At 72.8% G+C, this 25,374-nt stretch carries 24 protein-coding genes; 8 read left to right on the forward strand and 16 right to left on the reverse strand.

The annotated features are described in order from the left end of the window. Nucleotides 1-137: 137 nt before the first annotated feature. The 3 genes from ACFC1T_RS17090 to ACFC1T_RS17100 form a co-directional block, all read right to left on the reverse strand. The gene (locus ACFC1T_RS17090; RefSeq protein WP_375889212.1) at nucleotides 138-932 is read right to left on the reverse strand and encodes a DUF3710 domain-containing protein; all 795 of its coding nucleotides are present in this window, start codon (nucleotides 930-932) and stop codon (nucleotides 138-140) included. 69 nt (nucleotides 933-1,001) lie between these two features. Beyond that, nucleotides 1,002-1,469 (reverse strand): dUTP diphosphatase, encoded by a 468-nt coding sequence (gene dut, locus ACFC1T_RS17095; protein ID WP_375889214.1) that lies wholly within the window; start codon nucleotides 1,467-1,469, stop codon nucleotides 1,002-1,004. Next, nucleotides 1,466-2,044, reverse strand: a complete 579-nt coding sequence (locus ACFC1T_RS17100) for a PaaI family thioesterase (protein WP_375889447.1) — start codon at nucleotides 2,042-2,044, stop codon at nucleotides 1,466-1,468. Before ACFC1T_RS17100 ends, dut begins: the two co-directional genes overlap by 4 nt. A gap of 136 nt (nucleotides 2,045-2,180) precedes the next feature. On the opposite strand from ACFC1T_RS17100, the gene ACFC1T_RS17105 reads away from it, so the two are divergent. Further along, nucleotides 2,181-2,630 (forward strand): DUF3093 domain-containing protein, encoded by a 450-nt coding sequence (locus tag ACFC1T_RS17105; protein WP_375889216.1) that lies wholly within the window; start codon nucleotides 2,181-2,183, stop codon nucleotides 2,628-2,630. Between the two features lie 241 nt (nucleotides 2,631-2,871). Here the strand turns inward: ACFC1T_RS17105 and ACFC1T_RS17110 are convergent, their stop codons facing one another. The 4 genes from ACFC1T_RS17110 to ACFC1T_RS17125 form a co-directional block, all read right to left on the reverse strand. After that, on the reverse strand, nucleotides 2,872-3,171 hold the full coding sequence (locus tag ACFC1T_RS17110) for a DUF4193 domain-containing protein (RefSeq protein ID WP_030057692.1): 300 nt from the start codon (nucleotides 3,169-3,171) through the stop codon (nucleotides 2,872-2,874). A gap of 506 nt (nucleotides 3,172-3,677) precedes the next feature. Next, a complete protein-coding gene (locus ACFC1T_RS17115) occupies nucleotides 3,678-4,661 on the reverse strand; it encodes an acyl-ACP desaturase (RefSeq protein WP_375889218.1) in 984 nt (327 codons plus the stop codon). A gap of 266 nt (nucleotides 4,662-4,927) precedes the next feature. Continuing rightward, nucleotides 4,928-6,238: a sensor histidine kinase gene (locus tag ACFC1T_RS17120; RefSeq protein WP_375889220.1), complete on the reverse strand. Its 1,311-nt coding sequence runs from the start codon at nucleotides 6,236-6,238 to the stop codon at nucleotides 4,928-4,930. Nucleotides 6,239-6,365: 127 nt separating this feature from the next. After that, nucleotides 6,366-7,019, reverse strand: a complete 654-nt coding sequence (locus tag ACFC1T_RS17125; protein WP_063349384.1) for a response regulator transcription factor — start codon at nucleotides 7,017-7,019, stop codon at nucleotides 6,366-6,368. 445 nt (nucleotides 7,020-7,464) lie between these two features. On the opposite strand from ACFC1T_RS17125, the gene ACFC1T_RS17130 reads away from it, so the two are divergent. Further along, on the forward strand, nucleotides 7,465-7,650 hold the full coding sequence (locus ACFC1T_RS17130; RefSeq protein ID WP_030285471.1) for a hypothetical protein: 186 nt from the start codon (nucleotides 7,465-7,467) through the stop codon (nucleotides 7,648-7,650). A gap of 137 nt (nucleotides 7,651-7,787) precedes the next feature. On the opposite strand, the gene ACFC1T_RS17135 is transcribed toward ACFC1T_RS17130, so the two are convergent. Together ACFC1T_RS17135 and ACFC1T_RS17140 are read right to left on the reverse strand one after the other, a co-directional pair. Next, a complete protein-coding gene (locus ACFC1T_RS17135; RefSeq protein ID WP_375889225.1) occupies nucleotides 7,788-8,606 on the reverse strand; it encodes an inositol monophosphatase family protein in 819 nt (272 codons plus the stop codon). Between the two features lie 21 nt (nucleotides 8,607-8,627). Continuing rightward, nucleotides 8,628-9,770: a ferrochelatase gene (locus ACFC1T_RS17140; RefSeq protein WP_375889227.1), complete on the reverse strand. Its 1,143-nt coding sequence runs from the start codon at nucleotides 9,768-9,770 to the stop codon at nucleotides 8,628-8,630. A 131-nt stretch (nucleotides 9,771-9,901) separates the two neighbouring features. Here ACFC1T_RS17140 and ACFC1T_RS17145 point away from each other — a divergent pair, with 131 nt between their 5' ends. Continuing rightward, nucleotides 9,902-11,170: an MFS transporter gene (locus ACFC1T_RS17145; RefSeq protein WP_375889230.1), complete on the forward strand. Its 1,269-nt coding sequence runs from the start codon at nucleotides 9,902-9,904 to the stop codon at nucleotides 11,168-11,170. 122 nt (nucleotides 11,171-11,292) lie between these two features. Then, on the forward strand, nucleotides 11,293-12,615 hold the full coding sequence (locus ACFC1T_RS17150) for a D-arabinono-1,4-lactone oxidase (protein WP_375889233.1): 1,323 nt from the start codon (nucleotides 11,293-11,295) through the stop codon (nucleotides 12,613-12,615). A gap of 15 nt (nucleotides 12,616-12,630) precedes the next feature. On the opposite strand, the gene ACFC1T_RS17155 is transcribed toward ACFC1T_RS17150, so the two are convergent. Next, the gene (locus tag ACFC1T_RS17155) at nucleotides 12,631-13,494 is read right to left on the reverse strand and encodes a hypothetical protein (protein ID WP_375889236.1); all 864 of its coding nucleotides are present in this window, start codon (nucleotides 13,492-13,494) and stop codon (nucleotides 12,631-12,633) included. Between the two features lie 517 nt (nucleotides 13,495-14,011). Between ACFC1T_RS17155 and sepH the strand changes: the two genes are divergently transcribed. Then, a complete protein-coding gene (sepH, locus tag ACFC1T_RS17160; RefSeq protein ID WP_375889239.1) occupies nucleotides 14,012-15,091 on the forward strand; it encodes a septation protein SepH in 1,080 nt (359 codons plus the stop codon). A gap of 125 nt (nucleotides 15,092-15,216) precedes the next feature. On the opposite strand, the gene ACFC1T_RS17165 is transcribed toward sepH, so the two are convergent. Continuing rightward, nucleotides 15,217-16,092, reverse strand: a complete 876-nt coding sequence (locus tag ACFC1T_RS17165; protein WP_375889242.1) for a sulfurtransferase — start codon at nucleotides 16,090-16,092, stop codon at nucleotides 15,217-15,219. A gap of 166 nt (nucleotides 16,093-16,258) precedes the next feature. Between ACFC1T_RS17165 and ACFC1T_RS17170 the strand changes: the two genes are divergently transcribed. Next, nucleotides 16,259-16,999, forward strand: a complete 741-nt coding sequence (locus ACFC1T_RS17170; protein WP_375889450.1) for a VOC family protein — start codon at nucleotides 16,259-16,261, stop codon at nucleotides 16,997-16,999. A 118-nt stretch (nucleotides 17,000-17,117) separates the two neighbouring features. Here ACFC1T_RS17170 and ACFC1T_RS17175 read toward each other — a convergent pair whose 3' ends face one another. The 4 genes from ACFC1T_RS17175 to ACFC1T_RS17190 all read right to left on the reverse strand — a co-directional run bounded on the left by ACFC1T_RS17175 (nucleotide 17,118) and on the right by ACFC1T_RS17190 (nucleotide 22,656). Further along, nucleotides 17,118-17,774: a thymidine kinase gene (locus ACFC1T_RS17175; RefSeq protein ID WP_375889245.1), complete on the reverse strand. Its 657-nt coding sequence runs from the start codon at nucleotides 17,772-17,774 to the stop codon at nucleotides 17,118-17,120. A 61-nt stretch (nucleotides 17,775-17,835) separates the two neighbouring features. After that, nucleotides 17,836-19,023 carry an alkaline phosphatase family protein gene (locus ACFC1T_RS17180; RefSeq protein WP_375889248.1) on the reverse strand — a complete coding sequence of 396 codons (1,188 nt, stop codon included), beginning with the start codon at nucleotides 19,021-19,023 and terminating at the stop codon, nucleotides 17,836-17,838. Between the two features lie 94 nt (nucleotides 19,024-19,117). Further along, the gene (locus tag ACFC1T_RS17185) at nucleotides 19,118-19,717 is read right to left on the reverse strand and encodes a DUF5998 family protein (RefSeq protein ID WP_360237602.1); all 600 of its coding nucleotides are present in this window, start codon (nucleotides 19,715-19,717) and stop codon (nucleotides 19,118-19,120) included. A gap of 92 nt (nucleotides 19,718-19,809) precedes the next feature. Continuing rightward, nucleotides 19,810-22,656: a GNAT family N-acetyltransferase gene (locus ACFC1T_RS17190; RefSeq protein ID WP_375889251.1), complete on the reverse strand. Its 2,847-nt coding sequence runs from the start codon at nucleotides 22,654-22,656 to the stop codon at nucleotides 19,810-19,812. Between the two features lie 227 nt (nucleotides 22,657-22,883). On the opposite strand from ACFC1T_RS17190, the gene ACFC1T_RS17195 reads away from it, so the two are divergent. Together ACFC1T_RS17195 and ACFC1T_RS17200 are read left to right on the forward strand one after the other, a co-directional pair. Next, complete coding sequence (locus ACFC1T_RS17195; RefSeq protein ID WP_375889253.1) at nucleotides 22,884-23,165, forward strand: HPr family phosphocarrier protein; 282 nt, start codon at nucleotides 22,884-22,886, stop codon at nucleotides 23,163-23,165. 143 nt (nucleotides 23,166-23,308) lie between these two features. After that, nucleotides 23,309-24,112 (forward strand): LAGLIDADG family homing endonuclease, encoded by an 804-nt coding sequence (locus tag ACFC1T_RS17200; protein ID WP_375889256.1) that lies wholly within the window; start codon nucleotides 23,309-23,311, stop codon nucleotides 24,110-24,112. Nucleotides 24,113-24,151: 39 nt separating this feature from the next. Here ACFC1T_RS17200 and ACFC1T_RS17205 read toward each other — a convergent pair whose 3' ends face one another. After that, a complete protein-coding gene (locus tag ACFC1T_RS17205) occupies nucleotides 24,152-25,345 on the reverse strand; it encodes an RtcB family protein (protein WP_375889258.1) in 1,194 nt (397 codons plus the stop codon). Nucleotides 25,346-25,374 lie beyond the last annotated feature (29 nt).

Below are 25,374 nucleotides of genomic sequence, written 5' to 3' on the forward strand. Positions count from 1 at the left end.
TCGGATTCACTTTCCGCTTTGTCGCCCCGGTCTCCCGCGGCGACTCCGGAACTGTACGGGGACCGACCCGCCACATGCAAATCGCCTCCGCCCGGGGTCCGGGCGGAGGCGATCAGCAGTGACGACCGAGGAGGCGGTCAGCGGACCTCGGTGATCTCCGGGCCGCGCGCGAACGGGTCGAGCGAGCCGTAGCGGCCCTCGCCCTCGGGCGCGGCGGCGGCCCCGCCACCGTCGGCGACCATCTGGGCGTCCTCGGGGAGCTTGAGCACGATCGGGTCGCGCGGAGCCATCGGGGTCTCGCCGCGGACGACGACGGTCTGCCGGAAGACCTGCTCCAGGATGCCGGCCATCTCGGGCTGCACGGCGGCCTGGCCCGAGATCACACCGCGGAGGAACCAGCGCGGCCCGTCACAGCCGACGAAGCGCACCAGCTGCACGCCCTGGGTGCCGTCCGGCAGCTGCACCGGGACCTGGGCACGGAGGTGCCAGCCGAGCGGGCCCTCCTCCTCGTCGATCAGACCGCCCTGCGAGGTGATGCCGTTGGCGATCTCCTCGCGGACCTCCCCCCAGATGCCCTCCGACTTCGGGGCCGCGAAGGCCTGGAGCTGGATGGCGCTGTTGCCGAGCACCAGGGTGGCCGCGACGATCGCGTCACCGGCGACCTCGACGCGGAGCTCCATGCCCTCGACGCCGGGGACCAGCAGACCCCCGAGGTCGACCCGTCCCTCCTCCGGCGTCTCCAGCTCGGTGTGGTCCCACGGGCCGTCCGGCCGCGGGGCCGGCGGGAGGCCGACCTTGTCGGCCGGGTCCAGCTCGGTCACGTTCTCGCTCTCGGCGGAACCTTCGACGTCATCGGCCGTCTCGTCGGCGCTGATGGCGTCGTCGGCGAGCTGCTCGACAGCGTCCTCGCTCTTCTGGCGACGACGGAACACGGTCACTGTCCTTCCCGGTCCAAGACCGATGCGAATACCTGCTCGGCTTCCTGCGAGGCCGCGGGAATGCTAGACCGCGGCGTGGCCACCGGTCGACCCGAACCCACCCTCGGCGCGTGCCGACCCCGGCAGCTCGGCCACCTCGTGGAAGCGGGCCTTCTCGACCTGCTGGATGACCAGCTGGGCGATCCGGTCCCCTCGGCGGAAGCTGACCCCCTCGCGCGGGTCCAGATTGACGACGATCACCTTGATCTCTCCACGGTACCCGGCATCGACCGTCCCCGGGGCGTTCACGAGGGCAACTCCGCAACGAGCTGCCAGCCCGGAGCGCGGGTGGACGAAGGCCGCGTAGCCGTCCGGCAGGGCGATGGCGATGCCGGTGGGGAGCACCGCCCGCTCACCGGGGGCCAGCTCGGCGTCGACGGTGGTCCGCAGGTCGGCACCGGCGTCCCCGGGCTGCGCGTACTCGGGCAGCGGCAGCTCGGCGTCGATGCGCCTGATCAGGACGTCCAGCTGCGGACGGGGGGTCTCGCTCAAGGGTTCACCTCAAAGGCTCGTGCGCGCTTCATCAGATCCGGGTCGTCGAGGACCTTCTCGATGTCCTCGGGTCGACCGTGCGAGGTGAAGTGTTCCAGCTTCACCTGGATGAAGAGCGCCTGCGCACGCACGGCGACCGGTCCGTCGGGGCCGCCGATCCGCCCCTCGGCGGCGCTGTAGATCTTGCGGCCGTGCACCCCGGTGATCCAGGCGCGCAGGTGCAGCACCGAGTCGACGGGCACCGGGCTGAGGAAGTCGGTCTCCAGCCGGCCGGTCACCGCGGGCGCGTGGAGCAGCCAGTTCAGCGTTCCGAGGGTCTCGTCCATCGCCGTGGTGAGAACCCCGCCGTGGGCCAGCCCGGGGCCGCCCTGGTGCACGTCCCGGACGCTGAACTCGGCGGTGACGTCGAGTCCCTCGCCGGCGACCGCGTCGATCCGCAGTCCGCCGGGGTGCCGGGGGCCGCAGCCGAAGCAGTGCTCGTAGTGGGAGCCGAGGCGGGTGCCGGGGGCGGGCGCCTGGGGGTGGCGCTCCGGGATCACGGCGTCCGGCGGCGGGGTGGTCGGGGTCGGCGGCAACGCGGGCGCCGGCCGGTCGGCGGGGGTGGTGGGGGTGGTCGTACCGGTCACGGCTCGCCAGCCTACCCAGGGGTAGCAAGACCTCCGGTGGGGGTGGCGTCCCGAGCCGGGCGTCAGGGCGCCCACAATGGAGGGCATGTACGACGAACGCCTCACGGTGCCTCGCTCCTGGTGGCTGCTCCCGGTCGCAGTCGGTCTGACCCTGGCACTGATCCTGATCCGGGTCAGCGGGCCGGCCGCCCTGGTCGGCCTGGTGGCCGGCATCGCCATCGGCGCGGTGGCGATCAGCAGTTACGGCTCGGCGCGGATCCGCGTGGTGCAGGGCTCGCTGGTGGCCGGGCCGGCCCGGATCCCGGTGGACGCGCTGGGTGCCGCCCACGCGCTGAGCCCCACCGAGGCGGCGGCCTGGCGCGGTCCGAAGGCCGATCCCCGCGCCTTCATGCTGCTGCGCAGCTACGTCCCGACGGCGCTGCGGGTCGAGGTGAGCGATCCGGCCGACCCGACGCCGTACCTCTACCTGTCGACGCGCTCCCCGATGAAGCTGGCCGAGGCCCTGGAGGAGGCCCGGCGCGGCGCCCGTACCTGACCGACGCGCCCGCCGGCCCCGTGAACGGGCCCCGAAAGACCGAGAGGGACGGTTCCGCTGCTGCGGGACCGTCCCTACGACTTTGTCCTGGCCGGCACGTGGCCGACCGACTCCGTCCTCCCGGGTCCGTCCGCCAGGACGGGCCGCGGACCTGCCGTCCGGCCCCGCTGCCCGGGGCCGGAAGGGGCGGTGTGCCGGTGCCGCGGGAGCCACGGGCACCTGGCGCTGTCCGCTGCGGTGCTCAGGCGCCGCAGTCCCGGCAGATCGGGTTGCCGTTCTTCTCGCTGTAGAGCTGGCTGCGGTGGTGGACCAGGAAGCAGCTCATGCAGGTGAACTCGTCCGCCTGCTTGGGCAGGACACGGACGGCGAGCTCCTCGTTCGAGAGGTCGGCGCCGGGAAGCTCCATGCCCTCGGCGGCGTCGAACTCGTCGACGTCGACGGAGCCGCCGCCCTTGTCGTTCCGCCGAGCCTTGAGCTCCTCGATGCTGTCTTCGTTGAGCTCGTCGTCGGTCTTGCGTGGGGTGTCGTAGTCGGTTGCCATTGTCGCTCTCCCCCTCCGGGTTTGTGCGGTGTGTGCGGTATCTCCAGCGCACGTAACGCATGGGGGGTCGGTCTTGTGCCCGACCCGAGGCGGAGATTTTGCCTTACTTCAAGCCCCGTTACTCAATCGACACTCAGCCAGGGCTCCGTTGGGGTGATCCTCCGGGGCGCGAAAGGCCTCACGCAGGGCCATCGTCGACCCCTCGCGCGCCCTCCGAACCGGCGACTCACAGTGAGCGAACCCCGTACAGGTGTCCGTCGAATCCCTTGCCCACCAGGGATGCCGACCAATCCGACGGACCAGCGGCAGGCCGGAATCCGATCACGGACGGCGATCGGCGCCCCCGATGGGGTGATCACTCTCCGGGGTCGCCCGGAATCGTGGAGCGACACGGTGTGAGCTTGGTCACGTTCAGAATCTTCCGGGGCAAACCACGGAAAATCCACCCACTCCGCCCCCTCCCTCAGGGGGCGCGACGGCTCGGCGGAAGCGCCCCCGGAGACGCCCTAGCCGGCGTTGCGGCGCGCCTCCCGGCGGGCCAGCAGCGCGGCCTGGCGCTCCTCGAACTTGCGCGCCTGACCGTCCAGCCCGTCCAGGAAGACGCCCAGCTCGTTCTGCGCCAGCAGGCCCTCGGGGCCGAGGCCGTCGATCTCCATCACCCGCAGGTGGCGCAGCACCGGCTGGAGCACGTCGTCGTGGTGGATGCGCAGGTTGTACACCCCGCCGATGGCGATCTGGGCGGCGGCGCGCTCGAAACCGGGGATCCCGTGGCCGGGCATCCGGAAGTCGATCACCACGTCGGCGATGGCGCGCATGGCCTGGTCCGGGGCGAGCTCCAGGGCGGCCTTCAGCAGGTTCCGGTAGAAGACCATGTGCAGGTTCTCGTCGTTGGCGATCTTCGCCAGCAGCTGGTCGCACAGCGGGTCGCCCGCGTACTTGCCGGTGTTGCGGTGCGAGATGCGGGTCGCGAGCTCCTGGAAGGCCACGTAGGCGACCGAGTGCAGCATGCTGTGCGCGTTGTCGGACTCGAAGCCCTCCGACATGTGGGACATCCGGGCCCGCTCCAGCTCCACCGGGTCGACGGCCCGGGTGGCGAGCAGGAAGTCGCGGATGGCTATTCCGTGCCGGCCCTCCTCCGCGGTCCAGCGGTGCACCCAGGTGCCCCAGGCGCCCTCGCGGCCGAACATGGTCGCGATCTCGTGGTGGTAGCTGGGCAGGTTGTCCTCGGTGAGCAGGTTCACCACCAGCGAGACCCGCCCGAGCGGGGTCACCTGGGACTGGTCCAGCGCCCAGGCCTCGCCGCCCAGCACGCCGTCGAAGTCGCGGCCCTGGCTCCACGGGACGAACTCGTGCGGCATCCACTCCTTGGCCACGGTCAGGTGGCGGTTGAGCTCCTTCTCGACGACCTCTTCGAGGGCCAGGATCAGCCGCGCGTCGGTCCAGCCGCTCGATCCGAGCGAGGGGCTGCTCTGCACAGGGGCGATGGTCACGGGCTTGCTCCTGGGGACGGATACACGCGCTGGACGGGCGCGTTGGGCGGGCACGCGTCGTGTCGGAGCCGTCGGCGGACGAACCGGCGGACGCACTTACGGTTGCGTAGGTTACGACACCGTAAGTTGCTGGGGCCGGAAAAGACAAGCCGCCCCCGCCAGGCCTTATGTCGTCTTGACGGTCTGGCGGGGGCGGCCGGGAACGGTCGCCCACGGAACGCGGCAGCGTCCGGGGCCGAGAGGGCGCAGAACGGCCCCAGGGGCGGCTACGGGGACGGAATCCGCACCCGCATGGTGAGGCCGCCCCCGGAGCGCGGGGTGGCCTCGATGGTGCCGCCGTGGGCGCGCACCACCGAGCGGACGATGGACAGGCCCAGACCGACCCCCTTGTCGCTGCGGGTGCGGTCGGCGCCCTTGATCCGGCGGAACGGCTCGAAGATGTGCTCCAGCTCGTACCCGGGCACCACCGGGCCGGTGTTGGAGACCACCAGCTCGCCGCCGCCCGGCACGGTGGCGGTAGCCAGCTCGACCCAGCCGCCCGCGGTGTTGTAGCGGACCGCGTTCTGCAGCAGGTTGAGCGCCAGCCGCTCCAGCAGCACGCCGTTGCCCGCGACCACCGCCGGGTCGAGCCTGGAGCGCAGCTCCACCTCCCGCTTGTCGGCCTCGCCCCGGGTCTGCTCCAGCGCCCGGGTGGCCACCTCGGACAGCTCCACGGCGCGCCGGTCGGTGAGTTCGTTCTCGCTGCGGGCGAGCAGCAGCAGGCCCTCGACCAGCTGCTCGCTGCGCTCGTTGGTGGCCAGCAGGGTCTTGCCGAGCTGCTGGAGGTCGGGCGAGGCGGCCGGGTCGGAGAGCTGGACCTCCAGCAGGGTCCGGTTGATCGCCAGCGGGGTGCGCAGCTCGTGCGAGGCGTTGGCGACGAAACGGCGCTGGGAGTCGAAGGAGCGGTCCAGCCGGTCCAGCATGTCGTCGAAGGTGTCGGCGAGCTCCTTGAGCTCGTCGTCCGGGCCGTCCAGCTCGATCCGGCGGTGCAGGTCGGAGGAGGCGACGTCACGGGCGGTACGGGTGATCCGGCCGAGCGGGCGCAGCACCCGGCCGGCCATCGCGTAGCCGGCCGCGAAGGCGATCACGGCGAGGCAGACCAGCACGGTGAGCAGCTTGCGCAGCAGGGTGTTGAGCGCCGCGGCGGCCTGGATGGACTTGTTGTCGTTCAGCCACTGGTCGAGCGCGTTCTGGTTGGTCAGGACCTGGCCGTCCGGGGTGAGCACGGAGATGCCCGGTCCGGTGAGCCTCAGGTGCGGCTGGCCGACCTCCTGGAGCGACTGCTGGACGAAGAAGTACATGACCAGCAGCAGGACCACGCCGGCCATCAGGAACATGCCGCCGTAGAGCAGGGTGAGCCGCATCCGGATGGTCGGGCGGAACGGCAGCCAGGCGAGCAGGCCGTCACCGGGGACGTAGGTCTCGGGCTGGTGCGGACGGGACTGGCGGGGCGGGTGCACGGGCTTGGGCGGAACGGCTCGCGGGCCGCCGGCGGGCGCGCCGGAGGGCCCGCCGGCCGGGGGCGGCGGGGTGGTCATGATGGTCCTCTCGGGCGTCCGCCGGGGGCGGGCGCTGGGTACGGCGGGGGATCCTCGGGGGCGGATCCCGGGGCGGAGTCCGGCGGGCCGGACTACGGGGGGACGGACTCCGGGGGGCGGGTCCCGGTCAGATCCGGTAGCCGGAACCGGGCACGGTGACGATCACCGGCGGGTCGCCGAGCTTGCGGCGCAGCGTCATCACGGTGACCCGCACGACGTTGGTGAACGGGTCGGTGTGCTCGTCCCAGGCCTTCTCCAGGAGCTGCTCGGCCGAGACGACGGCGCCGCCGGCCCGCATCAGCACCTCCAGGACGGCGAACTCCTTGGGGGCGAGCTGGACGGTGCGCCCCTCCCGGATCACCTCGCGGCGGCCGGGGTCGAGCGAGATCCCGGCCCGTTCCAGCACCGGGGGCAGCGGGACGGTCGCGCGACGGCCCAGCGCCCTTACCCGGGCGACGAGTTCGCTGAAGGCGAACGGCTTCGGAAGGTAGTCGTCGGCGCCGATCTCCAGGCCCTCGACCCGGTCGCTGATGTCGCCGGAGGCGGTCAGCATGATCACCCGGGTGGCCAGGCCCTGCTCGACCACCTTGCGGCAGACGTCGTCGCCGTGGACCAGCGGGAGGTCGCGGTCCAGGACCACCACGTCGTAGTCGTTGACCGCGATGCGCTGGAGCGCGGCCTCCCCGTCGTACACCACGTCGACGGCCATCGCCTCGCGGCGCAGGCCGGTCGCGACAGCCTCGGCGAGCAGCTGCTCGTCCTCGACGACGAGAACCCGCACGGTCGTTGTCCCTTCTCCAGGCCGGCCCCGGAAGCGGACGCACGGCTCCGACGGTGGCTCCATCCTGCCTGGTCCTGCGGTAAAGCAGCGATAAGCTGCCCCTCGGGCAGGAGGCCCGGGCCCCTCGGCGGTGACCGTTCGTGTCGGGAGAACTCCGCTTGGACTGTGACACGGGCAACTTTCTTCCGCCGGGAGGTTTCCCGGCTCCCCGGGCGGGGAGGACAGCTGCACACCCGCGATCTGGCTGTTGGCCGATCGCACCCACCCGCCGTGCGTTCATCCGCGCCGGCCCTGGGGCTGGGAATTCACCGGGAGCGGCCGAAGGGCCGTCTCCGCGCCCGACCGGAGATCCACCACTCGTCGGACCGGGCGCATTCACCGGCTGGACCCTCCTCGGGGCGGAGAGCGCACGACCGTGCACGTCCGACACAGTAAGGGGGCCCGTATGGACGCCTTCAAGGCCGGAATCCTGCAGCGCATAGCCAACGCCGAGCAGGACCTGCACCGCGCGATCGAGGCCGGGGACGAGTTCCTCGCCGAGGTGGAGCAGTCCGAGCTGGACGACCTCCGTCGTCTGGCCGCCGAGCACGGTGTGGACACCGTGCTGGACCGCCACCGCACCGCCGCCTGACCCGACGCCGGCACTCCGGCACCAGCGGCCCTGCGGGGGCCGTGCGAAACCCCAAGGCCCTGGCATCCCCCGTGTGCCAGGGCTCTTCGCATGTCCGGAGGGTTCTCACCGGGGCCCTCCGGGTTCGCGGGGCCTGGTCAGTCCGCCCAGGCGCGCAGCGCGGCCAGCCGCTCCTGCAGGGGCTGGTACACGCCCGGGGCGGCGGCCACGGTCAGCTCGCCGTCCGGGCCGTGCCCGGGGCGGCCGCCGACCAGCGCACCGGCCTCGGTGGCGATCAGGCAGCCGGCCGCGCGGTCCCAGGGGGCGAGGCCCCGCTCGTAGTAGCCGTCCAGCCGCCCGGCGGCCACGTCGCACAGGTCGACGGCGGCCGCCCCGGCCCGGCGGACGTCCCGCACCTCGGGCATCAGGGCCAGCAGCACCTCGGCCTGGCGCACCCGCACCGGCTGGACGTAGTTGAAGCCGGTGGCGATCAGCGCCTGGCCCCAGGGCGGGGCCGGGCGGGTCGAGACCGGCCGGCCGTCGAGGTGGGCGCCGCGGCCCAGCACGGCGTGGAACAGCTCACCGCGGGCCGGGGCGTACACCACCCCGACGACGGCCCGGCCGTCCACCTCGGCGGCCACGCTGACCGCCCAGGAGGGCAGCCCGTACAGGTAGTTGACCGTGCCGTCGAGCGGGTCGACGACCCAGCGCACCCCGCTGGTGCCGGGCCGCTCGGCGCCCTCCTCGCCCAGGTAGCCGTCCTGGGGGCGGCGCTCGGCGATCAGCTCCACGACGAGCTTCTCGGAGGCGAGGTCCATCTCGGTGACCACGTCGACCGGGCTGCTCTTGGTGCCGGCCACGCCGAGGTCGGCGGGGCGGCCGTCGCGCAGCAGTGCGCCGGCCCGCCGGGCCGCGTCCAGGGCCACCTCCAGCAGGTCGTCGAGGAGCCGGTCGTCGGGCTGGGCGGGGGTGGGCACGGGATTCTCCTCCGGAAGGGGTCAGCGCTCGGCGGCGGCCGGGCGCGGGGCGCGCGGGTTGGGGCAGCAGGCCACCGCGCACACGTCGTGGCTGGGGCCGAGGGTGCCGAGGGCGCAGCGGGTCACGCCCTCACCGCGTTCGACGGCGGCCCGCTCCAGGACGAGCTCGCGCACCGCGGCCGTGAACCGCGGGTCGGCGCCGACGGTGGCCGCGCGGGAGACCGGCAGGCCCAGTTCGGCGGCCTTGGCGACGGCCTCGGTGTCGAGGTCGTACTTGACCTCCATGTGGTCGGAGACGAAACCGATCGGGACCATCACCACGGCCGGCGCGCCGTCGGCGTGCTGGGCCTCCAGGTGGTCGCAGATGTCCGGTTCCAGCCACGGGGTGTGCGGGGCGCCGCTGCGGCTCTGGAACACCAGCTGCCACGGCCGGTCGGCCACGCCGGTGCGCTCGGCGACGGCCGCGGCGATCAGCCGGGCCACGTCCAGGTGCTGGGCGACGTAGGCGCCGCCGGGGGTGCCCCGGGCCGGGTCGTCCGGGGCGCCGGAGGTCTCGGCCATCGCGTCCGGGATGGAGTGGGTGGTGAAGGCCAGCCGGGCACCGGGCCGGACGGCCTCGGGCAGCTCGGCCAGGGCGGCCAGGGCGGCGTCGATCATCGGCTCGACGAAGCCGGGGAGGTGGTAGAAGTGCCGCAGCTTGTCGACGGTCGGTACCGGGACGCCCTCCTCGGCGAGGACGGCCAGCGCGTCGGCCAGGTTCTCCCGGTACTGGCGGCAGCCCGAGTAGCCGGCGTAGGCGCTGGTGGCGAGCACCGCGATCCGGCGGTGGCCGGCCCCGGCCATCTCCCGCAGGGCGTCCACCAGGTACGGGGCCCAGTTGCGGTTGCCCCAGTACACCGGCAGGTCCAGCCCGTGCTCGGCGAAGTCCTTGCGCAGGGCGGTGAGCAGCTCCCGGTTCTGCTCGTTGATCGGGCTGACGCCCCCGAACAGGAAGTAGTGCTTGCCCACCTCCTTGAGCCGTTCCTTGGGGATGCCGCGGCCCCGGGTGACGTTCTCCAGGAACGGGACGACGTCCTCGGGGGCCTCGGGCCCGCCGAAGGACAGCAGCAGCAGGGCGTCGTACGGGGCGGCGCCGGAGGAGGAGGGTTTGCGCGCGTCGGACATGGCACCGATCCTGCCACTGAGGGGCCGGGCACCGGCGCCGGGGCCGCGCGGGCGTCCGGAAAATACCGTTTGCCAACGTACGTAAGCTGTCTAGACCAGACTTGTTCCTTACCCCCCTGCCCGGAGCTCCCGTGCTGTCCAGCTACCGCCGAATATTCGCCGCGCCCGGCACCGTGGCCTTCTCCTCCACCGGTTTCGTCTCCCGGCTGCCGATCTCGATGACCGGCATCGGCATCGTGACCATGCTGTCCCAACTGCGCGGCTCGTACGGCGTGGCCGGACTGGTCTCGGCGGCCCTGGCCGTCTCCGCGGCGGTCCTGGGCCCCCAGGTCTCCCGCCTGGTGGACCGGCACGGCCAGGCGAGGATCATCGTCCCGGCCATGGCCCTGACCATCGGCTCCGTCGTCGGCCTGCTGCTCTGCGCCCGGCTGGGCGCACCGGACTGGACGCTGTTCGTGTTCGCCGCCGGCATGGGCGTGATGCCGAGCACCGGCGCCATGGTCCGCGCCCGCTGGGCGCACCTCTACCGCGAGGACCCCGACCGGCTGCACACCGCCTACTCCTTCGAGGCCGTGGTCGACGAGGTCTGCTTCATCGTCGGCCCGATCCTCTCCATCGGCCTGGCCACCTCCGTCTTCCCGGAAGCCGGCGTGCTGCTCGCCGGGATCTTCCTGACCGTCGGCGTGCTGCTGTTCGCCGGCCAGCGCTCCACCGAGCCCCCGGTCCACGAGGCCGCCCGGCACCAGGGCAGCTCGGTGATCCGCAACCGCGGCCTCCAGGTGCTGATCCTCACCTTCGTCGCCACCGGCGCAATCTTCGGCTCGGTCGAAGTGGTCACCGTCGCCTACTCCGAGGCCCAGGGGCACAAGTCGGTCTCCAGCGTGATCCTCGCCCTGTGGGCGCTCGGCTCCTGCGCGGCCGGGGTGGTGTTCGGCGCGGTCAAGCTCACCGGCTCGATGGCGAAGCGCTTCTTCCTCGGCGTGCTGTTCATGGCGCTCAGCATGGTGCCGATCCTGCTGGTCGCCCACGCCGTGCACGGCATCGGCGGACTCGTCGCGGTCGGCGCCGCCCTGCTCGTCGCCGGCATCGCCATCTCCCCCACCCTGATCACCGCGATGGCCCTGGTCGAACGGCTCGTCCCGGCCGCCCAGCTCACCGAGGGCATGACCTGGACCACCACCGGCCTGGCCCTCGGCGTCGCGGTCGGCTCCTCCGCCGCGGGCTGGGTGATCGACGCCTCCGGCGCCGCCGCCGGCTACTGGGTCCCGCTGACCGCCGGCGTGCTCGGCGCCCTCGCCGCCCTGGCCGGACTCGGCCGGCTGCGCGCCGGACTCGACGCCCAGCAGCCCACCGACCAGGCCGGCGGAACGCCCGGCCGACCCGTAGACGTCGAACGGTGAACTGACTAATCTCGCCCTACCCGCGGCCCTACCCGCGGGTAGGGCCTGTCTCCCGGGATCCGACGGGCCAGGCCGCACCGGACCGCGCCGACCCGATCGGCCACGGAGCAGGAGGCAGCGCAATGCCCCAGGCCAGCACCGCGACCCCCACCCGGTGGACCAACTGGGCCGGCAACCAGAACGCCCGGCCGGCCCGGACCGCCACCCCCGGCACCGCGGCGGAACTGGCCAGGGAGATCGCCCGCGCCGCCGACCAGGGCCGCAGCGTCAAGGCCGTCGGCTCCGGCCACTCCTTCACCGCCATCGCCTCGCCCGGCGACGGCCTGCTGATCCGGCCGCACGCCCTCACCGCCGTCCGCGGGCTCGACCGCGAGGCCGGCACCGTCACCGTCGAGTCCGGCCTCCCGCTCAGCCGCCTCAACCGGCTGCTCGCCGCCGAGGGCCTCTCCCTCACCAACATGGGCGACATCGAGGTCCAGACCGTCGCCGGCGCCACCAGCACCGGCACCCACGGCACCGGCCGCGACTCCGGCTCGCTCGCCGCCCAGATCCGCGCCCTGGAGATCGTGCTCGCCGACGGCAGCGTCCGGCACTGCTCCCCCACCGAGAACCCCCGGCTCTTCCAGGGCGCCCGGCTCGGCCTCGGCGCCCTCGGCGTGATCACCGCCCTCACCTTCGGCGTCGAACCGGCCTTCCTGCTCACCGCCCACGAGCAGCCGATGACCTTCGACGAGGTGCTGGAACGCCTCGACGACCTCACCGCCGTCAACGAGCACTTCGAGTTCTACTGGTTCCCGCACACCGACCGCTGCGCCACCAAGCGCAACAACCGCAGCCAGGGACCGGCCGCCCCGCTGCCCCGGTTCAAGGAGTGGCTGGAGGACGACTTCCTCTCCAACACCGTCTGGGAGGGCGCCTGCCGGGTCGGCCGCCGCTTCCCCGGCGCCGTGCCCTCGATCGCCTCGCTCGCCAGCCGCGCCTGGTCCGACCGCAGCTACACCGACACCGCGTACAAGGTGTTCACCAGCCCGCGCAAGGTCCGCTTCCTGGAGATGGAGTACGCCGTCCCGCGCGCGGCCGTCGCCGGGGTGCTGCGCGAACTGAAGGCCCTGGTCGAACGCTCCGACTGGAAGGTCAGCTTCCCGGTCGAGGTGCGCTTCGCCCCCGCCGACGACCTCTGGCTCTCCACCGCCTCCGGCCGGGACAGCGCCTACATCGCCGTCCACCTCTACCGGGGCACCCGCGACCAGGGCTACTTCACCGGCGTGGAACAGCTGATGACCGCCCATCAGGGCCGCCCCCACTGGGGCAAGCTGCACACCCGCGACGCCGAGTACCTGGCGGGCGTCTACCCGCACTTCGAGGACTTCACCGCCCTGCGCGACGAGGTCGACCCCCGGCGCGTCTTCGGCAACGACTACCTGCGGCGGGTACTGGGGGCCTAAGTTCGGCGACCGGCCCTAAGGAGTCGCGGTGGCGGGCGGGGGCGGGGGCACCGTCGCGTTCGCCGGGGCGTTGCTCGGCACGGGCGGCTGCGGCGTGGCCTCACCGGTGGGCCTGCCCGAGCCGCCCGCCGACGGCGAGGCACCGGCCGACGGGCTCGCACCGGGGCCCGCCGAGGGAGAGGCGCTCCCGCTCGCGCCGGTGCCCGGGGTGGCGGTCGGCTCCCGACCCGGTCGCGTCGTCGCCGGGGCCGAGGCTCCGCCGGACGGCGCGTCCTGCGAGCCGCGCCCGGTGGACGGGCGCTGCGACGGGACGTCCTGCGGCGGCGGGTCCTTGCGCGTCACCGTGCCGCCGAAGGACGTCCCGTCGCCCGACCGGCCCTTCACCGTCGCCGACACCGGCTGGCCGGTGGCCAGCTCGAACGCCACGATCGGCGTCATCGCCAGGACGAAGACCAGACCGGAGACCGCCGCGTAGCCCCGCCAGCCCAGCCGCCGGCGCGCCCGCACCACCTGCGGCGCGTTCCACTCCGAGGTGAGCACCGGCGGCCCGGCCGGCCCGTGCGCCGTGTGCTGAGCCGGGTGCTCCTGCTCCGCGGGCACCTGGCGCAGGCCGTTCACCGTCTGGTTCGGCCCGCGGTCCACCGCGTCGCGCAGCTGCTCGCCGGTCCGCCGGAACACGTGCTGGAACACCGCGCCGCCGGTGGTGGCCCCGATGCTGACCACCGCGGCGCCCATGATCGTTCCGTACACGCCGAGTTCGGAGGCGAGCAGCGCGCCCACCACCGCGGCCAGCGCGCTCGCCACGACCTGAGCCACACTCAGATCGATCCGCTTGCGCTCCTCCTTGCCGCCCTCCTCGGCGGGGCTCCGCTCCGGCATCAACATCCCTCGGTCCGTACGACTGCAACTCGAACAAGCCTCTCCATCTTGCCCAAAGAAGGACACAAGGGACGAAAATGCGGTTCTCCGCTCCCGGATTGTGTGAAGATGATCACCGTTCATCCGCCGGTGGTCCGCCGTTGGGGGCGCGCGCTCTTGAGATTCCCGTGAATCGCGGGAGACTTGAGCGGCGAGCCGCCCCTTCGGATGCCACGAATGGAGTACTGTTCGTAAAGCCCGAGCCTTGGGTCGACTTGTCGACTGTGCCTTCACCGGCAGCTTGACGAAGAGCCACTGAGCGGGCACGCACGGCGACGCCGGTCCCGGATCGTCGCGAACACTCCGCGTGCGAGGACGGCCGGGGCACCCAGACGCGACGTCGACGGATGACGTGGCAAAAAGGCAACCGTGCCACAGCGGTGTGGCCGGGCGTAAGCCCGACACGCCGGGGAACTCAGCAAGGTTGTGGCCAGTCGCGAGTGGGCAGGCCACACTCAGTACGGGAGCAGCGACGCAGGTGACGTCGGCAGGCACAACCCGGGAGGTGACCGTGCCCGAACTGCGGGTTGTGGCCGTCAGCAACGACGGCACACGGCTGGTGCTCAAGGCTGCCGACAGCACGGAGTACACCCTCCCCATCGACGAGCGGCTGCGCGCCGCCATCCGCGGCGACCGGCCGCGCCTCGGCCAGATCGAGATCGAGGTCGAGAGCCACCTCCGCCCCCGAGACATCCAGGCCCGGATACGAGCCGGAGCCTCCGCCGAGGAGGTCGCCCAGGCCGCCGGCATCTCCGTCGACCGGGTCCGCCGCTTCGAGGGGCCGGTCCTCGCCGAACGCGCCTTCATGGCCGAGCGCGCCCGCAAGACCGCGATCCGCCGCAACGGCGAGTCCCCCGGGCCGCAGCTCGGCGAGGCCGTCGCCGAGCGGCTCGCCCTGCGCGGCGCCGAGAAGGACACCGAACGCTGGGACTCCTGGCGGCGCGACGACGGCACCTGGGAGGTCATCCTCTCCTACCGCGCCGACGGCGAGGGCCGCAGCGCGTCCTGGACGTACGACCCGCCCCGGCGCCTGGTCCAGCCCAACGACGACGAGGCCCGCGCGCTGATCGGCGAGACGGTCGAGCGCGAGGAGGACTCGGTCTTCCCGTTCATCCCGCGGATCGCCCGGCTCCCCCAGGACCGGCCGCCCCGCCCGATGATCGACCGGCCCTCCGCCGACCGCATCATGTCGGCCCGCGAGGTCCGCGAGTCGCGCGAGGCCACCGCCGACTCCCGGGACTCGCTGACCAGCCTGCTCGACGTCGTCCCGGCCTTCCGCGGCGACCTCGCCGTCGGCGGGCCCGCCCCGATCGAACCGGTGCCCGCCGAGGTCGCCGAGGAGACCGAGGAGCCGGCCGCGGCCGCCGCCCCGGCGGTCGGCGCGGGCTCCGCCTACGCCGACATCCTGATGCCGCGCGCCGTCGCCCCGCACCGCGAACGCCTGGTCGGCACCACCGACCGGCAGGCCGAGGCGGACGGCGTCCGGCCCGGCCGCCGGGCCACCGTGCCCAGCTGGGACGAGATCGTCTTCGGCAGCCGGCGCAAGAAGCAGGAGTAGCGCACCGACAGTGCTGCGGGGCGCCGGCTCGGCCGGCGCCCCGCAGCACTGTGTGGCCGTCAGAAGACCTTGCCGCAGAACGGGTGCCCGCCCAGCCCGGCTGGTCGGTCAGCCCGGCCGGTCGGTCAGCCCGGCTGGTCGGTCACCGCCACCGGGCGGCCCGGGTCGCTCGACCACTCGCTCCACGAACCCGGGTACAGCACCGCATCCAGGCCCGCCGCCTCCATCGCCAGGATCTGGTGCGCCGCCGTCACGCCCGAACCGCAGTACACCGCGACCTCGCGCTCCCCCGCGCCCAACGCCCGGAACCGGCCCAGCAGTTCGGCCGCCGGGCGGAACCTCCCGTCCGGACCCACGTTCTCGGCGGTCGGCGCCGACACCGCGCCCGGGATGTGTCCGGCCCGCGGGTCCACCGGCTCGCTCTCGCCCCGGTAGCGCTCCCCCGACCGGGCGTCCAGCAGCAGACCGCTGCGCGCCCGGGCCGCGGCAGCGTCCGCGTCCAGCGTCGGCAACTGCCCCGGCACGGGCTTGAAGTCGCCCTCCGCCGGCTCCGGCAGCTCCGCCGTCACCGGCAGCCCGGCCGCCCGCCAGGCCGCGAAGCCGCCGTCCAGCACCCGGACGTCCGGGTGCCCGGCCCAGCGCAGCAGCCACCAGGCCCGCGCCGCCGCCATCGACGCCGCACCGTCGTACACCACGACCGGACGCCCGGAGCTCACCCCGAACCCGCGCATCGCCGCGCCGAACTCCTCCGGATCCGGCAGCGGGTGGCGCCCGCCCCGGCCCGGAGCGCCGGGCGGAGCCGCGAGATCCCGGTCCAGCTCGACGAAGTGGGCACCGGGCAGGTGCCCGGCCCGGTACTCCTCGGCCGCGGTCGGGCCGCCCGGCGCGGCACCGACCAACTGGTAGCGCACGTCCAGCAGCACCGGCGGCCGCGCGGAGGCGAGCGCCTCCCGCAGCTCGGCCGCGGAGATCAGCGGGGAACCGTCGTTGAAGGTGGTCATGCCGGCCATTGTCGCGCAGCGCGCCCGAACCGCGGCTCTTTGTGCGCTCTTTGCCGGACTTTCCGCGCGGGTCGAGGGTTGGGCGCGCGCCAGGGTGGAAGCATCACCCTCGCGCGCCCGGATCTCCGTGCGCCGAACACCCGTGAGGAGGCCCGCATTGCCCGCGGTGGAACTCCGACTGGCCCAGGGCACACCCTGCTGGGTCAGCCTGCTGACCGACGACCTGCCCGGCGCGCGCGCCTTCTACGGCGAGCTCCTCGGCTGGACGTACTCCCCCGGGCCCGGCCAACTCGGCGCCTACGTCCGGGCCGAGCTCGACGGCACCCCCGTCGCCGGCCTCGGCGTCTCCAGCACCACCGGCTTCCCGGTGCAGTGGACCACCTACTTCGCCGTGGACGACGCCGACCGCACCGCCCAACTGGTGCGCGAGTGCGGGGGCACCGTCGCGGTCGGGCCGCTGCAGGCCGACGACGCCGGGCGGATGGCCGTCGCCGCCGACCTCTCCGGAGCCGTCTTCGGCCTCTGGCAGGCCGAGCAGCACCTCGGCCGGGAGGCCGGGACGGACCCGGGCGGGCCCGCCTGGGCCGAACTGCTCACCCCGGACGCCGACGGCGCCGCCGCCTTCTACGGCACGGTGCTCGACCGGCCGGTCCGGCCCACCGCCGACGAGAGCGCGCTACTGGTGCACGGACGCCCGGTCGCGGGCATCCGCCACCGCGCCGACCTGCGCGGCCACCCGCCGCGCTGGCGCACCCACTTCGCCGTCCGGGACGCCGAGCAGACCACCCGTCACACCGTCGAACTCGGCGGCCGCGTCCTGGTCGAACCGCACGACACCGCCCGCGGCCGGGCCGCCCGACTGGCCGACCCGCAGGGCGGGCACTTCTCGGTGCTCGAAGCCCTGTGACTCGCCCACTCGCCTCCGGGGCGCTCGGACCCGGCGCCGACGGTCGTCGCTCCGGCGCTCGTCCCTCGCTTGTCGCTCCTCGCTTTCGGCACCGGCGCACCCCTTCGGCTCGGGGCGGTTAGACCTGCTGCTCCTCGAAGGGCAGCACGTCCGGGGAGAGCACCGAGGCGCGGGCGGTCGCGGCGGTCATCCGGCGGCGGTGGTGGCGGCGGCACAGCACCTCGTAGCCGATCTCGTCCTCGCTCACCGAGATGTCGCCGATCACCACCTGGGCGCCCTCGACCACCATCACGCCGCCGACCGTACGGGCGTTGTGGGTCGCCCGCGCGCCGCACCAGCAGAGCGCCTCGACCTGGAGCACCTCCACCCGGTCGGCCAGCTCGATCAGCCGCTGCGAACCGGGGAACAGCCGGGTCCGGAAGTCGGTGGTGATGCCGAAGGTGTAGACGTCGATGTCCAGCTCGTCCACCACGCGGGCCAGTTGGTCCACCTGCTCGGCGGCGAAGAACTGGGCCTCGTCGCAGATCAGGTAGTCCACCCGGCCGCCCGCCGAGAGCCGCTGCACCACGTGGCCGTGGAAGTCGAAGTCGTCCGTCACCTCGACCGCGTCGGCGCGCAGGCCCAGCCGGCTGGAGATGGTGGCGGCGCCGGCCCGGTCGTTGCGGGTCAGGATGACGCCCTGCCGGCCGCGCGCGGCGTGGTTGTGGTCCATCTGCAGCGCCAGCGTCGACTTGCCGCAGTCCATCGTGCCCGAGAAGAACACCAGTTCAGCCATGGGTGGAGCAAGGGCCTTTCACATCAAGGGGGTTCGGGCGCGAAGGGGTCAAGGGTCCGCCTCAGCCCCGGACTTCGAGCAGCGGCACGAACTGTTCGACCGGAGTCATCGAGCCGTGCAGGCCGATCATCGCGGACTCGCCGGGCTCGTTGCGGGAGGCGACGATCGCGATGTCGTCGCGCGCCGCGGCGACCACGTCGCCGATCCGCCGGTACACCCGCTCGTCGACGGTCGGGCCGAACCAGCCCGCCGCGATCGCCTCGTCCCGGGTGGCCACCCACATCCGGTCGCCCAGCACCTCGCTCCAGACCGTGTGCACGTCGGCCGCGGCGCCCGGCACCGCGTACACGTGCCGGGCCCGGCCCTCGCCGCCCAGCAGGGCGACACCGGCACCGAGCTCCCAGTCCTCGTCGAAGTCGATCCGGTCCTCGGGGGCGATGTCGATCATGCCGTGGTCGGCCGTCACGTACATCGCCGACCGCGGCGGCAACTGCTCGGCCAGTCGGCGGGCCAGCCGGTCCACCGCGTCCAGCGTCATCCGCCACTCGTCGGAGTCCACCCCGAAACGGTGGCCGGCGCCGTCCAGCTCGCTGACGTAGGTGTACACCAGTGCCCGGTCGTGCTCGGCCAGCCAGGAGGCGGCCAAGTCCATCCGCTCCTCGCCGGTGGTACGGCCCAGGAAGGTCCCGCCGGACAGCGCCACCCTGGTCAGCGGGGTCTGGGCGAACAGCGGGGAGGACACCTGGGCGGTCGCCACCCCGGCCCGGTGGGTCTGCTCGAACACCGTCGGGTACGGCTGCCAGACCTTCGGGTCGGTGTGCGGCTGCCAGCGCAGCTGGTTCATCAGGTAGTCGGTGCCCGGCACCGCCACCGTGTACCCGGCCAGGCCGTGCAGGCCGGGCGGCGTACCCGTGCCGACCGAGGCCAGCGAGGTCGCGGTGGTCGACGGGAAGCCCGCGGTCAGCGGCCGGCCGGAGCCGCCCAGCGAACTCCCGGCCAGCGAGGACAGGAACGGCGCGTACTCGGGGTGGCGCAGCAGCAGCTCCCAGCCCAGGCCGTCCACCAGGAAGACCACCGCCCGGTCGGCCGGGGCGATCGGCAGCGTCGCGGTGAACCCCGGGACGCCCAGGCCCGCCGCCACCGAGGGCAGCAGGTCGCAGAGCGAGCCGCTGCCGTACGGGGGCGCGGGGGCGTCGGCCGGGTCGAGGATCTCGAAGGCGTCGTAGCCGTCGGAGGGTGCGAAGGACATGGAACCGGATTCGTAGCGGGCGGGACCGCGGGCGGGCGCGCGATCGGGAACGGCGGGGCTCGGTGGCCGGGCGCGACGGGGCCCGGCCGGGACCTCAGACCCGCGGGCCGTTGTCGATCGTCGCGTCGGACAGCGCCCGGGCGAACAGCAACGCCTGGGCCACCGTCTCCGGACCGTCCCCGGCCTCGCTCACCCGCAGCGAGAGGTCGTCGGCCGTCGCCGAACCGGTGTAGCCGTGGTCGGCCTCGCAGTTCGGGTCCGAGCAGCCGGCCGGCTCCAGGTCCAGGCGCTGCACCGCGCCCCAGCCGATGGTCAGCACCACCTCGCGCGGCAGCGTCCCGGGCGTGTACGTCTCCGGGTTCGCCACCATCCGGCTCAGCACGACCGAGCCGATCCGGTCCAGCCGGACACTCTCCGTCGAGGTGGTGGCGAACGGCACGGCGGGGCTGCCCGCGTCACCCGACTGCTCGTCGGTGTGGCTCACCACGAACCGGGTCGGGGTCAGCACCAGCACCGTCACGTGCCGGCGCACCTCGTTGGAGTCGAAGGTCGTCTCCTGGTGCACCAGGTAGGAGCTGATCGGCTCCGGGCCCACCGCGGACTCGACCGCCTCGGACACCAGGGCCGGGTAGTAGCCGCTGCGCTCGATCGCCGAGCGCAGGTCCTGAGTGGTGGTGGTACCGGTCTTCGCCATAACTCCATCCTGGCATGGTCCGCCGACGAAGCGGGCGGCACGGCGCCGAGCTTCGGACATCAGCGCCCACAGGCAGGCGCAACCAAGGAAGATTACAGGGTGCTCATCGCGCGCGGGCCCAGATCGCTGCGGACGGGCAGCGGGGCGACCCGCACCCGCGCCCCCAGGATCGCCAGCCCGTGCGGGGCGACGACCACCGGTTCGAGATCCACCGAGGCGATCTCCGGTACGTCGTCCACCAACTGCGACACCCGCAGCAGCAGCTCCTCCAGCGCGGCGGTGTCCACCGCCTCGGCGCCGCGCCAGCCGAACAGCAGCGGCGCCGCCCGCACCTCGCGGATCAGACCGGCGACGTCCTGGTCGGTGGCCGGGACGAGGCGGTGGGCCACGTCGCCGAGCAGCTCGGCCGGGGCGCCGGCCAGGCCGAAGGACAGGATCGCGCCGACGGCCGGATCGACCGTGGCACCGATCACGGTGTCCACGCCGCGCGGGGCCATCCGCTGCACCACCAGCTGGGCGCCGGCCGCGCCGCCGAGCAGGGCGTCCAGCTCGCGGTGGGCGCGGCGCAGGCCCTCCTCGCCGGTCAGGTCCAGCCGGACGCTGCCCAGGTCGGGGCGGTGGCGCAGGTGCGGGGCGGTCGCCTTCAGGGCCACCGGGTAGCCGAGCTGCTCGGCGGCCCGGACGGCCTCCCGCTCGTCGGGGGCGGCCAGCGTGGGCGAGACGTCGACACCGTAGCGGGCCAGCAGCAGCCGGGCCTCGGAGTCGGACAGGGTGATCCGGGCGCCGCCGGGCTGGGTACGGGCGGCGACCGCGGTGCGGGTGCTGAGCGCCGCGTCCACCAGGGCGCGGGCGCCGGGCTCGTCGATCCGGTCCAGGTCGGGGACGCGCGCTGTCTCCTCCGCCGCGGCGGTGCGGCGGCGCCACTGCGCGTAGTGCACGGCGTGCGCGAGGGCGCGCACGGCCCGCTCGGGCGCCGCGTAGGCCGGGATCCCGCCCGGGCGCAGCCGGGTCGGCAGGTCGGTCAGGGCCAGGTGGGCCAGCACCAGGGGCTTGCCCAACTCCCGTGCCCGCTCGCCCGCTTCGAGCAGACCGGTGGCGATCTCCGGATCGTCCGAGCCCATCTCGGGGTCGTCCGGGCCGGTCAGCCGGCCGCCCATGAAGGCGTGCGCGGAAGTGCCGATCGGCGGGATGGCGACGGCGATCACCGCGTCCACGGCCGGGTCGCCGAGCGCGACGTCCAGGGCGATCCGGAAGTTCTCGCCGGTCGCCGCGGTGGTGAGGTCGACCGGTGTGCACGGGCGCAGCCCGGCGCTCAGGCAGGCGTCGTAGGTGAGCAGGCCCAGCGAGTCGGAGTTGCCGACCACGGCGACCCGGTCACCGGGCGGCAGCGGCTGCTGGGCGAGCAGCTCACCGGTGTCGAACAGCTCGGTGATGGTCGCCACCCTGGTGACCCCGGCCTGTTCGAACAGCGCGTCCACGGTGGCGTCGTGCAGGCCGGTGGCGGTGGCCGGGACGGCGTGGCCGGGCGGCAGGCTGCCGGTGTGGCGGGCGCCCTTGACCACCACCACCGGCTTGGCGGTGGCCAGTCGGCGCGCGATCCGGGTGAACTTGCGGGGGTTGCCGAAGGACTCCAGGTAGAGCAGCACCACCTCGGTGGCCTCGTCCTCGGCCCAGTACTGCAGGAAGTCGTTGCCGGAGACGTCCGAGCGGTTGCCGACCGAGGCGAAGGAGGAGACCCCGAGGCCGCGCCGGTGGGCGGACTCCAGCAGGGCCACGCCGATCGCCCCGGACTGGCAGAAGATCCCGAAGCCGCCGCGGTCCGGCAGGTGCGGGGCGAGCGAGGCGTTCAGCGGGTGGTCGGGGTCGGTGTTGATCAGGCCGAAGGCGTTCGGGCCGATCACCCGCATGCCCGCCGCGCGGGCCTGGCGCACCAGGGCGCGCTGGCGGTCGCGGCCCTCCGGGCCGGTCTCGGCGTAACCGGCGGTGACCACCACCAGGCCCTGCACGCCGTGCGCGCCGCACTCGGCGACGGCCGCCGGGACGACGCTCTCGGGGACGGCGATCACCGCAAGGTCCACCGGCCCGGGAATGTCCAGAATCGAGCGGTGCACCGGGACGCCGTCCAGCTCGGTGCCGGGCGGGGCGCTGCGGTTCACCGCGTAGACGGTGCGCGGGGCGCCCTTGGCCTCGTACCGGCTCTCGAACTCGGTGTCGAAGCTGCCGAGCAGGTCGCGCAGCAGGGCCCGGCCGACGGTCTGCGGATTGCGGGAGACGCCGATCACCGCCACCGAGCGCGGGGTCAGCAGCCGCTGCACCGAGCGGGCCTCGGCGCGGTGCTCGCGGGCGCGCATCACGGCGAGTGAGCGGTCGGTCTGTTCGAGGGCGAACTCCAGGTGCACCACGCCGTCGGCAAAGCTGCGGCGCTGGGTGTAGCCGGCGTCGGTGAAGACCTTCACCATCTTGCGGTTCTCCGGCAGCACCTCGGCCTGGAAGCGGCGGATGCCCCGCTCCTGGGCCACCGCCGCGATGTGCTCCAGCAGCGCGGAGGCCACGCCGCGGCCCTGGTGGGCGTCCTGGACGAGGAAGGCGACCTCGGCGTCGGTGCCGTGCTCGGAGGGGCGGCCGTCGGCGTCGATCCGGTCGTAGCGGACGGTCGCGATGAAGTGGTCCCGGACCACCACGGCGAGGCCGACCCGGTTCACGAAGTCGTGGTGGGTGAAGCGGCGCACGTCCTTGTCGGAGAGCCGCGGGTAGGGGGCGAAGAAGCGGAAGTACTTGGACTGGTCGGAGACCTGTTCGTAGAACTCCACCAGCCGCCCGGCGTCGCCGGGGGTGATCGGCCGGATCCGGGCCGTGCCGCCGTCGCGCAGCAGGACGTCGGCTTCCCAGTGCTGCGGATAGTCGGGTTGCGCGGGGTTCGCCACCGCGGGGTCTTCCACATTCGTCAGGTTATCCGGCGGCGAGCCGAATGGCGCCGGGCGCGTGCCCACGGCAGGGTGGACAGGGCCGCTGGCCGGGCCTTATGCCCCGAAAAGAAACAATCACAAGTCCCGAACGCGGCGCCTCGCAGGGGTTGCCTGCGTGCAACACTGGTCTAGACAACACGGTCGTTCCCCCCGCTCGCCCGAGCACGGCCGTGACCAGCTTCACCGGAAAGGCACGTCTCATGGCTGAGCGCCGCGTCACCATCGGTTGGGCCGAGGGCCTGCACGCCCGTCCCGCCTCCGTCTTCGTCCGGGCCGTCACGGCCACCGGCGTGCCGATCACCATCGCCAAGCCCGGCGGCAACCCCGTGAACGCCGCCTCCATGCTCGGCCTGCTCGCCCTGGGCGCCCAGGGCGGCGACGAGGTCATCCTGGCCTCCGACGCCCCCAACGCCGACGAGGCCCTCGACCGCCTCGCCAAGCTCGTCGCCGAAGGCCTCGACGAGCTCCCGGCCGCGGCCTGAGCCCACGCAACACACGCGAAGAGCCCGGCGGTGCCTAGCACTGCCGGGCTCTTCTGTTCGCGGAATCGGTCGTATCCACACCATTGAGCGAACTGGTGATCGTTCGACCCCCTCGAACGGCGAATGGCGCCGATGCTCGCGGCATGACGTTCTTCGACCTCGAACGACCCGAGCACGCCTACATGTTCGCCTTCCTCCAGGCGGACGGGCATCTGTGGCAGGGACCCGGCCGCAAGGGCCAGCTCTCTGTAGAGCTCTCCGCTCGGGACGCCCCGATCCTGGACGAGTTCCAGCGACTCTGCCCGTTCTACAGCAGCATCCGCTACCGGGCGCGCAGCACGAACTTCAAAGCCGATCACACTTCCGCCGTATGGACGATCAGCGCCAGAGAGTTCCGCGAGGAAGTGCAGGAGCTTGGCCTGCCGGCCGGACGAAAGTCAGAGATCATCGCGCCGCCTGCAGTGCCGTTCTCCGAACGCGACTATCTTCGCGGGCTCATCGACGCCGACGGCTCAGCGGGAATCACTACGCAAGGTCTCCCCTTCGTTAGCCTCACCACGAAAAGCGACGCCATCGCGATCTTCTTTATGGACTACGCCGAACGCCTTACCGGGGCAAAGCGCACGGCACGCCGGAATCAGCGTGACGCGATCCTGAACCTTCTCTACTCGCGAGAAGAGGCCGTAGCCATCCTCTCCAACCTTTACTATCCGGGCTCTCTCTCGCTACCTCGAAAGCGAGCCGCCGCCGAGCAGGCGACTACGTGGATCCGACCAGTAGATCTGCAAAGAAGAATTAAACGGAGCTGGAACCAAGCCGAGGATGAAATCCTCATGGCGGCACCGAGCATCCGGGCTGCTGCGAGGCAGCTCGGCCGAACCGAGCAGAGCTGCAACCTTCGCCGATGGCGCCTCAATGGCTGCAAATCGCGAAAGATAGCGTCATGAATGCGGCCCCCGGATCATTCCGGGGGCCGCATTCATTCATCAGCCCTTGACGCAGACCACCTGCTTGAGGTGCGCAACCACCTCGACCAGGTCCTTCTGCTGTTCGATGACCTTGTCGATGTTCTTGTAGGCGCCCGGGATCTCGTCCACCACACCGCTGTCCTTGCGGCACTCCACACCCGCAGTCTGCTCGGCCAGGTCGCTCGTGGTGAACCGCTTCTTCGCGGCGGTGCGGCTCATCTTCCGGCCGGCGCCATGTGAGGCGGAATTGAACGACGCCTCGTTGCCGAGGCCACGGACGATGTACGAACCAGTGCCCATCGAACCCGGGATGATCCCGTAGTCGCCGGAGCCGGCCCGAATCGCGCCCTTACGGGTCACCAGCAGGTCGACGCCGTCGTACCGCTCCTCCGACACGTAGTTGTGGTGGCAGCTGATCACCTCGTCGAAGGCAACCTTCGCCTTCGTGAACTCACCCCGGACGACGTCCTGGAAGAGCGCCATCATCATCGCGCGGTTGTGCTTCGCGTACTCCTGTGCCCAGAAGAGGTCCTGGCGGTAGTCGGCCATCTCAGGGGTCTTCGCGAGGAAGACCGCCAGATCCCGGTCGACCAGGCCCTGGTTGTGCGACAGCGAGCGGGCGACGCCCATGTGGTGCTCCGCCAGCTCCTTGCCGATGTTGCGGGAGCCGGAGTGCAGCATCAACCAGACATTTCCTTCTGTATCGATACATACCTCGCAAAAGTGGTTCCCTCCGCCGAGCGTTCCCATCTGCTGCATGGCCCGTTCGCGACGCCATTTGACCGCTTCTGCCACCCCGTCGAAGCGCTGCCAGAAGTCGTCCCAGCCCTCCGTGCGGAAGCCGTGCAGCGTGGTCGGGTCGACCGGGTCGGTGTGGAGGCCGCGGCCGACCGGGATGGCCTGCTCGATCTTGGAGCGCAGGGCGGAGAGGTCGTCCGGGAGGTCCTTGGCGGTGAGGGAGGTCTTCACCGCGCTCATCCCGCAGCCGATGTCGACGCCGACCGCCGCCGGGCAGACCGCGTCCTTCATGGCGATGACGGAGCCGACCGTCGCGCCCTTGCCCAGGTGGACGTCCGGCATCACGGCCAAGCCGTGCAGCCAGGGCAGGGAGCTGATGTTGCGCAGCTGCTGGAGGGCCGCGCCCTCGACCGTCGCCGGGTCGGTCCACATCCGGATCGGGACGCGGATGCCGGGTACTTCGGTGTACGTCATGGTCGAACGACCTCCATGGGTCGGGGAGT

This window comes from Kitasatospora sp. NPDC056076 (assembly GCF_042266305.1).
Classification (GTDB): Bacteria; Actinomycetota; Actinomycetes; order Streptomycetales; family Streptomycetaceae; genus Kitasatospora.

Bases quoted from the DNA above. Each gene is read 5' to 3' on its own strand.
- ACFC1T_RS17140 (WP_375889227.1), bottom strand. From the start codon at position 9,770: ATGTCCGACGCGCGCAAACCCTCCTCCTCCGGCGCCGCCCCGTACGAC.
- ACFC1T_RS17200 (WP_375889256.1), top strand. From the start codon at position 23,309: ATGACGTTCTTCGACCTCGAACGACCCGAGCACGCCTACATGTTCGCC.
- ACFC1T_RS17130 (WP_030285471.1), top strand. From the start codon at position 7,465: ATGGACGCCTTCAAGGCCGGAATCCTGCAGCGCATAGCCAACGCCGAG.
- ACFC1T_RS17195 (WP_375889253.1), top strand. From the start codon at position 22,884: ATGGCTGAGCGCCGCGTCACCATCGGTTGGGCCGAGGGCCTGCACGCC.
- ACFC1T_RS17120 (WP_375889220.1), bottom strand. From the start codon at position 6,238: ATGACCACCCCGCCGCCCCCGGCCGGCGGGCCCTCCGGCGCGCCCGCC.
- ACFC1T_RS17150 (WP_375889233.1), top strand. From the start codon at position 11,293: ATGCCCCAGGCCAGCACCGCGACCCCCACCCGGTGGACCAACTGGGCC.
- ACFC1T_RS17180 (WP_375889248.1), bottom strand. From the start codon at position 19,023: ATGTCCTTCGCACCCTCCGACGGCTACGACGCCTTCGAGATCCTCGAC.
- ACFC1T_RS17105 (WP_375889216.1), top strand. From the start codon at position 2,181: ATGTACGACGAACGCCTCACGGTGCCTCGCTCCTGGTGGCTGCTCCCG.
- ACFC1T_RS17155 (WP_375889236.1), bottom strand. From the start codon at position 13,494: ATGCCGGAGCGGAGCCCCGCCGAGGAGGGCGGCAAGGAGGAGCGCAAG.
- ACFC1T_RS17110 (WP_030057692.1), bottom strand. From the start codon at position 3,171: ATGGCAACCGACTACGACACCCCACGCAAGACCGACGACGAGCTCAAC.
- ACFC1T_RS17185 (WP_360237602.1), bottom strand. From the start codon at position 19,717: ATGGCGAAGACCGGTACCACCACCACTCAGGACCTGCGCTCGGCGATC.
- ACFC1T_RS17165 (WP_375889242.1), bottom strand. From the start codon at position 16,092: ATGACCACCTTCAACGACGGTTCCCCGCTGATCTCCGCGGCCGAGCTG.
- ACFC1T_RS17175 (WP_375889245.1), bottom strand. From the start codon at position 17,774: ATGGCTGAACTGGTGTTCTTCTCGGGCACGATGGACTGCGGCAAGTCG.
- ACFC1T_RS17205 (WP_375889258.1), bottom strand. From the start codon at position 25,345: ATGACGTACACCGAAGTACCCGGCATCCGCGTCCCGATCCGGATGTGG.